Here is a 12,327-nt window from a genome sequence, read left to right as displayed (position 1 = left end):
CCGGGTTGCCTGTGGACACGCGAGATCACAAGGATTTTCCTCCACAGCCACCCAACACCGACTGCGAACACCCTGCACATCTTGTGAACAGGCAACTTCCGCGCAACGGCAAGCGACACCGAGGTTTTCCACAGTATCCACAGCCGTTATTACCACTACGAATCCCATTATTTGAAGTTCTTTCAAATAACATTTGACCCTGTCCCGGTTCCCCGACACCCTGCAGAACAGCTCCAGCGAACGTCTAGATGCTGCCGGTGCGCATTGACCGTTGCTGCGGCTAAGCTTGCACAGAGAATTGTTGCCATCTGCTTCAGCCCGGTGCCGTAGTCCAAGCGTTTACACACCAGGCCAGACGCAGGCGGCCTTCCCCAGCATGTTCGTTGTGAAAGGCGGCTTACTTCAGTGAAGTTCAGAGTTGATCGGGATGTTCTGGCGGAAGCCGTGACATGGACAGCCCGTTCCTTGTCACCTCGTCCGCCGGTGCCCGTTCTGTCGGGGCTGCTCATTCGTGCCGAAGGCGGCATGGTCAGCCTTGCCAGTTTCGACTACGAGATCTCGGCCCGTCTCCAGATTCCGGCGGACGTTACCGCTGAGGGAACCATCCTGGTATCCGGACGACTCTTGGCCGACATCTGCCGCAGCTTGCCGTCGGCCCCGGTCGACATCGAAACCGACGGCTCAAAGGTCGCACTGACGTGCCGCAACAGCCGGTTCAACCTGGCCACCATGCCCGAGGGCGATTATCCAGAACTCCCGGCCTTGCCTGACGTCAGCGGGGTCGTGGACGGGGAGGCTTTCGCCCAAGCCGTCAGCCAGGTGATCATCGCCGCGAGCCGCGACGACACTCTGCCCATCCTGACCGGTGTCCGGATGGAAATCGAAGGCGATCTGATCACCTTGCTGTCGACCGACCGCTACCGGTTGGCACTTCGCGAACTCAACTGGCGCCCAACAACCCCAGGCATTTCCACCAGCGCACTGGTCAAAGCCAAAACACTGAGCGAGGTCGCCAAGACCCTTGGCGGATCCGGCGACCTCAACATTGCCCTGTCCGACAACAGCGAACTGATCGGCTTCGAAAGCGGCGGCCGCCGGACCACGTCGCTGCTGGTGGACGGTGACTATCCGAAGATCCGTTCGTTGTTCCCGGACAACACTCCGATCCACGCAACTGTTGAGACCACGACTCTCATCGAAGCTGTCCGCCGCGTTTCGCTGGTGGCCGAGCGCAACACTCCGGTCCGTTTGGCCTTCACGGACGGTCTCTTGACCTTGGACGCAGGAACCGGTGAAGACGCCCAGGCCTCCGAGGCGATCGAGGCTGCGCTGGCGGGCGACGAGATCACCGTCGCCTTCAACCCTCACTACCTGTCCGAAGGATTGAGCGCGTTCGACAGCAAGTATGTTCGGTTTTCCTTCACTACGCCGCCGAAGCCGGCGGTCATATCCGCCCAAGACGACCTCGAGGGCGAAGACAAGGAAGACTACCGCTACCTGCTGATGCCGGTGAGGTTGCCCAACCAGTAACCGAACCCCCAACCGCCCATTGACGAGAGGAAAGAGTGAGCAGCATGCACATCGGACTGATCGGCTTGGGACGGATGGGTTTCAACATGCGTCAGCGGTTTCGGGTCGGCGGCATTGAGGTCACTGGGTATGACCGCAACCCCGAGGTCAGCGACACCAAAACCGTCGACGAATTGATCCATTCGCTGCCTAGCCCGCGCACCGTGTGGGTGATGGTCCCCTCCGGTCCGGCTACCGCCGCGGTCATCACGGAACTGGCCGGCAAGCTCTCGGCCGGGGACCTGGTGATTGACGGCGGAAACTCTAAGTTCAGCACGGACCGGGATCATGAAGCGCTTCTGGCCGATCGGCAGATTGGTTTCCTCGATGTCGGTGTGTCGGGCGGCGTGTGGGGCTTGGCGAACGGCTACGGATTGATGGCCGGCGGTCGTGCCGAGCTTGTCGAGGCAGCGATGCCGCTCTTCGACGCATTGAGGCCGGAAGGTCCGCGAGAGGAAAGCTTCGTCCATGTGGGCGACGTCGGTGCCGGGCACTACGCCAAAATGGTGCACAACGGGATCGAATACGGGCTGATGCAGGCGTACGCCGAAGGGTACGAACTGCTGGAAGCCAAGGACATCATCAAAGATGTCCCGGGCACCTTCCGGGCATGGCAAAAGGGAACGGTGGTCCGGTCCTGGCTGCTGGACCTGATGGTGAAGGCCCTCGAAGAGGACCCCGGCCTAAGTCAGATCAGCGGGTACGTTGATGATTCCGGCGAAGGCCGGTGGACGGTGGAAGAAGCCATCGCGCATGCTGTTCCCGCCCCGGCCATCACCGCCGCATTGTTTGCCCGGTTCGCGTCACGCGAAGATGATGCCCCAGCCATGAAGATGGTGGCCGCCCTGCGCAATCAGTTCGGCGGTCATCCCGTCAGAAAGCCCGGACAGCCCAACCCCGGCACCGAGCCGAAGTAGCAGTACCGCATTGTTTGTTGAATTCCTTTCGCTGACCGACTTCCGCACCTACCCGCAGCTGGATATCGCCCTGAAGCCGGGCGTCACCGTGTTTGTTGGATCCAACGGGGTCGGCAAGACCAATATTGTCGAGGCCATCGGCTATCTGGCGTCGCTTTCATCGCATCGGGTCAGTAATGACGCACCGCTGATCCGGTTCGATAGTCCGCGTTCCCTGGTGCGCGCCCGGGTAGACCGCGGTGGACGCAGCATTTCGCTGGAATTGGAGATCACCGCCGGAAAGGCCAACAGGGCGCGCATCAACCGGGGTGCTCCGGTGCGTGCCCGGGACATTTTGGGCCACCTGCGCACGGTGCTCTTTGCTCCCGAAGACCTGGCACTGGTCAAAGGCGACCCGTCCAACCGGAGACGCTTCCTGGACGAGCTTCTGGCCAGCCTGGTGCCCCACCACGCAGCCACGCGCAGCGATTTTGAACGCGTCCTCAAACAGCGCAATGCGCTGCTTAAGTCGGCCCGCGCCAGCGGACGGTTCACCTCGGCCCATGAATCGACGCTGGAGGTGTGGGACCAGCACATGGCAGAGGCCGGGGCCGCACTGCTCAAGGCCAGGCTGGAGCTGGTGGACCTCCTGCAGCCGCACCTGAACGCGGCCTACGCCGCGCTGACGGATGGCTCCAAACAGGCTGCCGCCGTGTACCGTTCCACCATCCACAGCCAGCTATCCGATGACGGCGAGGTGGAGAACGACGGCGGTGCAGGACTTCCGCCGTTGGCAAGCCTGAGCGCCGCGGAGCTGGCAGAGCTGTACCTTGCGGCCTTCAAACAGCAACGCAAACGCGAAGTGGAACGCGGGATCTCGCTGGTTGGCCCGCACCGCGACGAGCTCGAACTGATGCTGGGGCAGGCGCCGGCCAAGGGCTACGCCTCCCACGGCGAAACCTGGTCCCTGGCGCTGGCCCTGCGGCTGGCCTCCTACTACGTGTTCTGCGAAGACGATCCTGCCCCCGGTGCGGCTCCGGTACTGATCCTGGACGATGTTTTTGCCGAACTGGACAGCCAGCGCCGGTCAAAGCTGGCGGGCATCGTTGCCAGCGCGGAGCAGGTGATCGTTACTGCCGCCGTGGCCGAAGACATCCCCGAGGCCCTGAGCGGCGAACAGTTCAAGGTGGTTCCGGGGGGCGTGGCCAGTGGCCAGGAAACCGTCTGAGCGCCGGCCGAACCCGCAGGAACAGGCGGACTCGGTGGGACAACCCGGCCTGCCGGATGTTGCGGGGCATTCGCAGCCCTCGAAACCGCCGGCAGACGATCCCCGGGGCGCCGGCACGGAGGAAGACTTGGATGCGGCGAAAGCGGTCCTCAACAGGGTTCGCCTGGCAGCCGCCGCCCGCGGCGACGTGCGCACCCGGGCCAACAGCCGCCGTCGTCAATCCCGGGGTAACCGCCCGGTTGCCGCGCCGCAGGATTTCGGCCGCGACCCGCAAGGACTGGGACGCGTTTTCGACCGGTTCGTCGCTGAACGCGGCTGGAACTCCCCCGTGGCCGTCGGGTCGGTAATTTCGCGGTGGGATGAATTGGTCGGGGCAGACATTGCAGCCCACTGCCGGCCCGAAAGCTTCGAGGACACGACGGTGCAGGTGCGCTGCGATTCCACCGCCTGGGCTACGCAGTTGAGGCTGATGAACGCTGCGTTGCTGAAGCGGTTCGGCGAAAAGCTGGGCCCCGGCGTCGTGACCAAGATCCAGGTCCTTGCGCCCGCCGCGCCCAACTGGCGCAAGGGCAAACGGACCGTCAGCGGCCGCGGACCGCGGGATACCTACGGCTGATCCCGGTCCTCGAAGCGTGCATCCGGCGGCATCCGGGACGCGCCTGCGTAAACGGCATGCAGAGCGCTGCGGGGGCCTCCAGACATATACGGTCCCATCAAGCACCCGGCGGACGCGTTAAATGCCGGTTTCCGTGCCGCTTAGAGCCATGTTCGTGCAGGTTTCACCGTCCTGACACGGTAGAATTGACTGGGCGGCGCCCGTCCTCACTGTGGAGGGGCGCCGACACACGAGTCCATCCGGACGGAACACAAGGAGTCAACGGCAACTGTGGCAGAGGACAACGAGCTGGAAAACACCGGCGCAGAACCCGCAATGGCAGAGGGCAACGACGGCACGCATTACGACGCCAGCGACATCACTGTCCTCGAAGGCCTGGAAGCCGTCCGCAAGCGGCCGGGCATGTACATCGGTTCCACCGGTCCGCGTGGTCTGCACCATTTGGTCTACGAAGTCGTGGACAACTCCGTTGATGAGGCGCTTGCGGGTTACTGCGACACGATCGATGTCACGCTGTTGGCCGACGGCGGCGTCCGGGTGGTGGACAACGGCCGCGGCATCCCCGTGGACATGCATCCGACCGAAGGCAAGCCGACGGTCCAGGTGGTCATGACCATCCTGCATGCCGGCGGCAAATTCGGCGGCGGCGGGTACGCGGTCTCCGGCGGCCTGCACGGCGTCGGCATTTCCGTGGTCAACGCCTTGTCCGCCCGGGTGGAGACCGAGATCCGCCGCCAGGGCTACGTCTGGCAGCAGTCGTTCGCCAACGGCGGCATGCCGGTGGGCGACCTGCGCCGCGGCGAGGAGACCACGGAGACCGGTACGTCGCAGACTTTCTGGGCCGATCCGGAAATCTTCGAATCCACCGAGTACGACTTCGAGACGCTGCGCGCCCGGTTCCAGCAGATGGCCTTCCTGAACAAGGGTCTGAAGATCATCCTGACCGATGAACGCCATCCGGAAATCCACGCCCCGGACAGCGAAGACGTGGACCTGGACTCCGCCGGTTCCGACGTCGAGACCACGGCGGAACACCGCCAGGTCGTCTACAAGTACGACCACGGGTTGTTGGACTACGTCACCCACCTGAACTCCTCCAAGAAGGTGGAAGTCATCCACCCCGAGGTCATCGCGTTCGAGACCGAGGACACGGAGCGGAAGCTCTCGGTGGAGATCGCGATGCAGTGGACCACCTCCTACTCGGAGAGCGTCCATACCTACGCGAACACCATCAACACGCATGAAGGCGGCACGCACGAAGAAGGCTTCCGCGCCGCCATGACGTCCTTGATCAACCGCTACGCGCGGGAAAAGAACCTGATCAAGGAGAAGGAAGACAATCTCACCGGCGACGACATCCGCGAGGGCCTGACCGCCGTCGTTTCGATGAAGCTGGGCGAGCCGCAGTTCGAGGGCCAGACCAAGACCAAACTGGGCAACTCCGAGGCCAAGGGCTTTGTGCAGCGTGTTGTCACGGATGGACTCGGCGACTGGCTGGAACGCAATCCGGGCCCGGCCCGCGATGTGATCCGCAAGTCCATCCAGGCTTCGCAGGCCAGGCTGGCCGCGCGGAAAGCCCGCGAATCCACTCGGCGCAAGGGACTGCTGGAATCCGGCGGCATGCCGGGCAAGCTCAAGGACTGCTCGTCCCGCGACCCATCCAAGTCGGAAATCTACATTGTGGAGGGTGACTCGGCCGGTGGTTCTGCTGTCCGCGGCCGGAACCCGGAAACCCAGGCCATCCTGCCCCTGCGCGGCAAGATCCTGAATGTGGAGCGGGCCAGGCTGGACCGGGCGCTGGGCAACGCCGAAGTCCAGTCCATGATCACCGCCTTTGGCGCCGGCATCGGCGAGGACTTCGACGTGGAGAAGGCCCGGTACCACAAGATTGTCCTGATGGCCGATGCCGACGTGGACGGCCAGCACATCACCACGCTGTTGCTGACCCTGTTGTTCCGGTACATGCGTCCCTTGATCGAGAACGGCTACGTGTATCTGGCGCAGCCGCCGCTGTACCGGATCAAATGGTCAAACCACGCGCACGACTATGTGTTCAGCGACCGTGAGCGGGACGAAACCGTCCGCCGCGGCCTGGCGAACAACCAGCGGCTGCCCAAGGACAACGGCATCCAGCGGTACAAGGGCCTGGGCGAGATGGACTACACGGAACTGTGGGACACCACCATGGATCCGGAACGCCGCACGCTGCTGCAGGTGACCATGGAGGACGCCGCCGCAGCGGACCAGACCTTCTCGGTGTTGATGGGCGAGGACGTCGAATCCCGGCGCTCCTTCATCCAGCAGAACGCCAAGGACGTCCGCTTCCTCGATATCTAGCGTGCCCTCCCATGGGCCCGGCCGCTGGCTGGCCCCTGGGCTGCGGACCGCGACCAGGCTTTGACATAAAGGAACTGAAACGATGAGCGACGAAGAGACGCCGGACCTGCCGGAAGGCATTGGCGAAGAGCCGATCGAGGGCGAAATCCTCACGGACCGGGTGGAGCAGGTGGACCTGCAGACCGAAATGCAGCGGTCCTATCTGGACTATGCCATGGCGGTCATCGTGGGCCGCGCGCTGCCGGACGTCCGTGACGGTCTCAAGCCGGTGCACCGGCGCGTCATCTACGCGATGTTCGACGGCGGCTACCGGCCGGAGCGCTCCTTCAACAAGTGCGCGCGCGTGGTGGGCGAGGTCATGGGCCAGTACCACCCGCACGGCGACATGGCCATCTATGATGCCCTGGTCCGCCTGATCCAGGACTGGACCATGCGGTACCCGCTGGCGCTGGGACAGGGCAACTTCGGCTCGCCCGGCAACGACGGCGCTGCCGCCCCGCGGTACACCGAGACCAAGATGGCGCCGCTGGCACTGGAAATGGTCCGCGACATCGACGAAGACACCGTCGATTTCCAGGACAACTATGACGGCAAGAACCAGGAACCCACGGTTCTGCCGGCCCGCTTCCCCAACCTGCTGGTCAACGGTTCCTCGGGCATCGCCGTCGGCATGGCCACCAACATCCCGCCGCACAACCTGCGCGAAGTGGCCTCCGGCGTCCAGTGGTACCTGGAAAACCCCACCGCCAGCCGCGAGGAACTCCTCGAGGCCCTGCTCCAGCGGATCAAGGGACCGGACTTCCCCACCAGTGCGCAGATCCTGGGCCACAAGGGCATCGAAGACGCCTACCGCACGGGCCGCGGCTCGATCACCATGCGCGCGGTAGTCAACGTAGAGGAAATCCAGGGCCGTACCTGCCTGGTGGTCACCGAACTTCCCTACCAGGCGAACCCGGACAATCTGGCGATGAAAATCGCCGAACTGGCCAAGGACGGCAAGGTCGCCGGCATCGCGGACCTGCGGGACGAGACGTCGGGCCGTACCGGCCAGCGCCTGGTGATCGTGCTTAAGCGCGACGCCGTGGCCAAGGTGGTGCTGAACAACCTCTACAAGCACACCTCGCTGCAGGAAAACTTCGCGGCCAACATGCTGGCAATTGTCGACGGCGTGCCGCGCACCCTGACCCTTGATGCCTTCATCCGGCATTGGGTCAGCCACCAGTTGGAAGTCATCGTCCGCCGCACCCGCTTCCGGTTGAACAAGGCCGAGGAAGAAGCGCACATCCTGCGCGGCCTGCTCAAGGCCATGGACGCCCTGGACGAAGTCATCGCCCTGATCCGCGCCTCGTCCACCACCGAAGAGGCCCGCGACGGCCTGATGCGGCTGCTGGAAATCGACGAGGCGCAGGCCCGGGCCATTCTCGACATGCAGCTGCGCCGCCTGGCCGCACTGGAACGGCAGAAGATCCAGGACCGCCACGCGGAACTGGAACGCATGATCGAAGAGTTCAACCGCATCCTGGCCTCCGAAGTCCTGCAGCGCAATATTGTCAGCGAGGAACTGGCTGCGATCACGGAGAAGTACGGCGACGACCGGCGGACCCAGATCATGATGGGCTATGACGGGGACATGAGCGTGGAAGACCTCATTCCCGAAGAGGAAATGGTGGTCACCATTACGCGCGGCGGCTACGTCAAGCGCACCCGCAGCGACAACTACCGCTCCCAGCAGCGCGGCGGCAAGGGGATCCGCGGCGCCCAGCTGCGCGGGGACGACGTCGTCGAGCACTTCTTCGTCACGACGACGCACCACTGGCTGCTGTTCTTCACCAACCTGGGCCGGGTCTACCGGGCCAAGACCTACGAGCTGGCCGAGGCCGGACGCGACGCCAAGGGACAGCACGTAGCGAACCTGCTGGCGTTCCAGCCGGATGAGCACATTGCCCAGGTGATGGACCTGAAGGATTACCAGCAGGCGCCCTACCTGGTGCTGGCCACCAAACGCGGCCTGATCAAGAAGACCCGGCTGGAAGACTACGACACCAACCGTTCCGCCGGAGTCATCGCGATCAACCTGCGCGAAGGCGACGAGCTCGTCTCGGCGCGGCTTGTCTCCGAAACCGACGACATGATGCTGGTTTCGCGCCGGGGCCAGTCCCTGCGCTTCACGGCCACGGATGAGGCCCTGCGGCCCATGGGCCGGGCGACCTCGGGCGTGACCGGGATGAAGTTCCGCGAGGACGACGAGCTGTTGGTGGCAGGCGTGGTGCGCGACGACTCCTACGTCTTCATCGTCACCGATGGCGGCTACGCCAAGCGGACCTTGGCCGACGAATACCGTGTCCAGGGCCGCGGCGGCTTGGGTATCAAGGTGGGCAAGTACCAAGAGGAACGCGGTCACCTGGTCGGCGCGCTGATTGTTCAGGAAGAAGACGAGGTGCTGGTGGTGATGGAAAGCGGCAAGGTGGTCCGCTCGTCCGTCGCCGGCGTTCCTGCCCGTGGCCGCGACACCATGGGCGTCATTTTCGCCAAGCCGGACAAGAAGGACCGCATCATCGCCGTGGCACGAAACTCCGAGCGGGGCCTGGGCGGCGAGGAAGAATCCGAGAATCCGGACGCTCCGGAAGCTCCCGAAACCGACACTGCAATCGATGCTGAAACCGGCGCCGTAACCGACGCCGAAACTGCGCCGCAGTCCAACGATGAAGTACCGTTGGACGCAGACATGACGCAGTCCGCAGCCGAATCACCGGCGCCGGAAAACGGAGGTAACGAGTGAGTACACCTAAAACGCCACGGCCGGGCACCCGCCCGCAGCCGGCCAACGCGCCTCGGGCTGGTACCACTCGCGGCGGCACGCCCGCCCGCCCGGCCCAGCGACCGGCCAGCAGCGGGCAGCGGCCTGCCAATGGCCAGCAGCGCCCCGCCGGACAGTCCGGCAGCGCCGGCCTGGTCCGGCCGGCGCCGAAGGCCAAAGTCCGCCGTGCCCGCCTGTTGGTCAGCAAGGTCGACCCGTGGTCGGTCTTGAAGATGGCGTTCCTGCTCTCCGTTGCGCTGGGCATCGTCACCGTGGTGGCTTCAATCGTCCTCTGGACAACGCTGGACATCACCGGCATCTTCGACCGCGTCAACGGGCTTCTGTCGGAAATCGCCGGCACCGAGAGCGGCGGTTTCGACCTGCGCTCCTATGCATCCTTGGGACAGGTGGCGTCCTTCGCCACCATCATCGCCGTCGTCAACGTGGTCCTGCTGACCGCGCTGGCCATGTTGTCCGCGGTGCTCTACAACATCTCGGCCACCCTGGTGGGCGGCATCGGGGTCACGCTGACGGACGACTGAGCCGATTTGAAGTTCCGGCCCGGCGTACTGTAAAGTCGTATCTCGGCCCGCAAGGGCAGGGGGCGTATAGCTCAGGCGGTTAGAGCGCTTCGCTGATAACGAAGAGGTCCCAGGTTCAAGTCCTGGTACGCCCACGGATTTACCAATCCCACCGATTTCGGGAGGACACCGTGAAGAAGTTGCTGCTGTTGGCAGTCGCGGCTGCGGGCGTGTTCGCCTACAAGAAGTGGCAGGAATCCGAAGCGGAGAAATCCGCATGGAGGAAGGCGACCGACAAGGTCGACTGACTCCGTCTCGGCCGGACAGGTACCGGCCGAACCCTTCCGGGGGCATGGCGCAATTGGTAGCGCACCTGCTTTGCAAGCAGGGGGTTAGGGGTTCGAGTCCCCTTGCCTCCACCGGATGAACGAGGCCCCGATCTGCGGATCGGGGCCTCGTTGCATTCAGCGCCGTCCTCTCGCTAGCGCATGACGCATGACCGCACCGCTTCGCCCCTACGCTGAAGGGGTGATCATTTTCCTGGCCACGCTGGCCGTGCTCGGCATTTCCGCCTCTGGCCCCATCATGGCGGCCACTGCTGCGCCGGCCCTCGCCATTGCGTTTTGGCGGAACATGCTCGGATCCGTGGTGATGGGCGTTCCGTCCGCCATCGGCCGCCGCCGGGAGTTCCGGCAACTAACGACGTCGGACCTTGGCTACAGCGCGCTGGCGGCGGTCGCGCTGGCGCTGCACTTTGCCTGCTTTATCACGGCGCTGCAGCTGACCTCCGTGGCGGCGGCAACCGCCCTGGTCTGCCTGCAGTCGGCATGGATCGTGCTTTTCAACAGGCTTCGCGGAATCAAGGCCTCCCGGCTGATCCTGTGCGGCGTCGGCCTCGCCTTCGTCGGGGTGCTGGTGATTTCCGGATTCGACCTGCAGCTTTCCGACCAGGCGCTCCTGGGCGACCTGCTCGCCCTGGTCGGTGGGGCAATGGCTGGAATCTACACGCTGGCCGGAGGCAGGGTCCGGCGTCGGCTGTCGACCGGGCCGTACACCACCATCTGCTATGGTCTGTGCGCAGCGATCCTGCTGGTGATGGCGCTGGCCTTCGGCCAGCCTCTGGTGGGGTTCTCCGCTGAGGCCTGGGTCGGGATCCTCGGGGTGACCGTTGTTGCGCAACTGCTGGGCCACTCGGTCTTCAACCATCTGCTGGCCGTCTTGAGCCCGCTGGTGGTGTCCATGTTCATCCTGCTGGAAATCCCCGGCGCGGCGCTCCTGGCAGCCATATTTCTGGGTGAGAGCCTGCCGTGGGGCACGTACATCGGGCTCGCCCTCATCCTGGCCGGCCTGGCCGCCGTCGTGCTCTCGCAGAATCGACCAAAACTGGTTGCACCGGCGCCGGCCCCGGAAGCCACCGGCTCCGCGCCGGACTAGCCTGCTACAGCCCGCCGCGGGGAACGCGCAGCTGGGTCCGGGCTTGGTGGACCCGGCGCAGCAGTTTCGCCGGATAGTACACGGTCATGAAGATCAGCATCGGAACGCGAAGCACGCGGCGGTGGATCTTGTGGGCGCTGTACGTCCGCTCGAAGCGCGTGACGTAGTACCGGTAGTCTTTGGGCGAATCTTCCAACCGCCGGGCCGACATGCCGCTGATCATTTCCGGCACGTACTGGATCCTGAGTGCGTGCTCGGCCAGGTGCACGGAAATATCGATGTCCTCGTGCAGTTGGTCCTCCTCATCGCGACACACGTCTTGGCTGATGATGTCCCAGGCTCCGCGCCGAATGGCCATATTGGATCCGAAGAGGAAGTGGTACTGCTTCTTGGCCAGCTTCAGGACAAAGCGGCGCATGCGGTCGTCTGCCTGCAGCCCGAAGCGGCGCATCGGCATGTCGTAGTACAGCACCGGGCCGGTGCACGCCATGACTTCCGGGTCGGCGAAGGCCCGCTGCACGTGCTCGACCCAGTCAGGTTCCAGCATCGAATCCGCGTCAATCCTGCCCAAGATTTCCCCGCTGGCATGGTTGAAGCCGAAGTTTCGGGTGGGAATCAGGCCCTGCTCAGCATCCTGCCGGAGCAGGATGAGAGGCACGTCCGGATACTCGTCCTGCATATTGCGGACCAGGTCCGCCGTCCCATCGGTGGATTTGTTGTCCACCACGATGATCTCCGACGGAGCCACGGACTGGCACAGGGCAGCGTAGATGCACTGGCGGATGACCGACTCTTCATTGAAGGCGGGAATGATGATAGAAACCCCTGGCGCGGCACTCTTCACGGCATGAATCTATCAGCCCTGTTCCCTGCGGACGGGGAAGGCCCGGACCGTGCCTCGCCGGGTCGGAAACGGCGAATGGGAGCCC

10 protein-coding genes and 2 tRNA genes are annotated in these 12,327 nt (G+C 64.3%); 11 read left to right on the top strand and 1 reads right to left on the bottom strand.

Translation table 11 applies throughout. From position 1 onward, the window contains the following. Positions 1-405 precede the first annotated feature (405 nt). The 11 genes from dnaN to MNQ99_RS00920 all read left to right on the top strand — a co-directional run bounded on the left by dnaN (position 406) and on the right by MNQ99_RS00920 (position 11,398). Positions 406-1,530, top strand: a complete 1,125-nt coding sequence (dnaN, locus tag MNQ99_RS00970) for a DNA polymerase III subunit beta (RefSeq protein ID WP_127513201.1) — start codon at positions 406-408, stop codon at positions 1,528-1,530. Positions 1,531-1,574: 44 nt separating this feature from the next. Continuing rightward, positions 1,575-2,486 carry a phosphogluconate dehydrogenase (NAD(+)-dependent, decarboxylating) gene (gene gnd / locus MNQ99_RS00965; RefSeq protein WP_241914100.1) on the top strand — a complete coding sequence of 304 codons (912 nt, stop codon included), beginning with the start codon at positions 1,575-1,577 and terminating at the stop codon, positions 2,484-2,486. A 10-nt stretch (positions 2,487-2,496) separates the two neighbouring features. Continuing rightward, positions 2,497-3,693, top strand: a complete 1,197-nt coding sequence (gene recF, locus MNQ99_RS00960) for a DNA replication/repair protein RecF (RefSeq protein ID WP_127513199.1) — start codon at positions 2,497-2,499, stop codon at positions 3,691-3,693. Positions 3,694-3,742: 49 nt separating this feature from the next. After that, positions 3,743-4,309 carry a DciA family protein gene (locus MNQ99_RS00955; RefSeq protein ID WP_127513261.1) on the top strand — a complete coding sequence of 189 codons (567 nt, stop codon included), beginning with the start codon at positions 3,743-3,745 and terminating at the stop codon, positions 4,307-4,309. A gap of 315 nt (positions 4,310-4,624) precedes the next feature. Continuing rightward, positions 4,625-6,646: a DNA topoisomerase (ATP-hydrolyzing) subunit B gene (gene gyrB, locus MNQ99_RS00950; RefSeq protein ID WP_241915430.1), complete on the top strand. Its 2,022-nt coding sequence runs from the start codon at positions 4,625-4,627 to the stop codon at positions 6,644-6,646. Positions 6,647-6,728: 82 nt separating this feature from the next. Next, positions 6,729-9,425, top strand: coding sequence for a DNA gyrase subunit A (gene gyrA, locus MNQ99_RS00945; RefSeq protein ID WP_241914099.1), 2,697 nt, complete (start codon positions 6,729-6,731; stop codon positions 9,423-9,425). Beyond that, positions 9,422-9,985, top strand: a complete 564-nt coding sequence (locus tag MNQ99_RS00940; RefSeq protein ID WP_127513197.1) for a DUF3566 domain-containing protein — start codon at positions 9,422-9,424, stop codon at positions 9,983-9,985. Before gyrA ends, MNQ99_RS00940 begins: the two co-directional genes overlap by 4 nt. A 60-nt stretch (positions 9,986-10,045) precedes the next feature. Beyond that, positions 10,046-10,119: transfer RNA gene (locus MNQ99_RS00935), tRNA-Ile, on the top strand. Between the two features lie 36 nt (positions 10,120-10,155). Then, positions 10,156-10,272, top strand: coding sequence for a DLW-39 family protein (locus MNQ99_RS00930; protein WP_241914098.1), 117 nt, complete (start codon positions 10,156-10,158; stop codon positions 10,270-10,272). Between the two features lie 38 nt (positions 10,273-10,310). Then, a tRNA-Ala gene (locus MNQ99_RS00925) sits at positions 10,311-10,383 on the top strand. Between the two features lie 76 nt (positions 10,384-10,459). After that, positions 10,460-11,398, top strand: a complete 939-nt coding sequence (locus tag MNQ99_RS00920; RefSeq protein ID WP_422387479.1) for a DMT family transporter — start codon at positions 10,460-10,462, stop codon at positions 11,396-11,398. A 4-nt stretch (positions 11,399-11,402) separates the two neighbouring features. Here MNQ99_RS00920 and MNQ99_RS00915 read toward each other — a convergent pair whose 3' ends face one another. Further along, positions 11,403-12,242, bottom strand: coding sequence for a glycosyltransferase family 2 protein (locus tag MNQ99_RS00915; protein WP_241914097.1), 840 nt, complete (start codon positions 12,240-12,242; stop codon positions 11,403-11,405). Between the last annotated feature and the right edge of the window lie 85 nt (positions 12,243-12,327).

Source organism: Arthrobacter sulfonylureivorans (genome assembly GCF_022637435.1).
GTDB lineage: Bacteria > Actinomycetota > Actinomycetes > Actinomycetales > Micrococcaceae > Crystallibacter > Crystallibacter sulfonylureivorans.
The sequence above is the reverse complement of the archived record's forward strand: the minus strand, read 5'-3'. Positions and strand labels throughout refer to the sequence as shown.

Bases quoted from the DNA above. Each gene is read 5' to 3' on its own strand.
- gyrB (WP_241915430.1), top strand. From the start codon at position 4,625: ATGGCAGAGGGCAACGACGGCACGCATTACGACGCCAGCGACATCACT.
- gyrA (WP_241914099.1), top strand. From the start codon at position 6,729: ATGAGCGACGAAGAGACGCCGGACCTGCCGGAAGGCATTGGCGAAGAG.
- MNQ99_RS00920 (WP_422387479.1), top strand. From the start codon at position 10,460: ATGACCGCACCGCTTCGCCCCTACGCTGAAGGGGTGATCATTTTCCTG.
- gnd (WP_241914100.1), top strand. From the start codon at position 1,575: ATGCACATCGGACTGATCGGCTTGGGACGGATGGGTTTCAACATGCGT.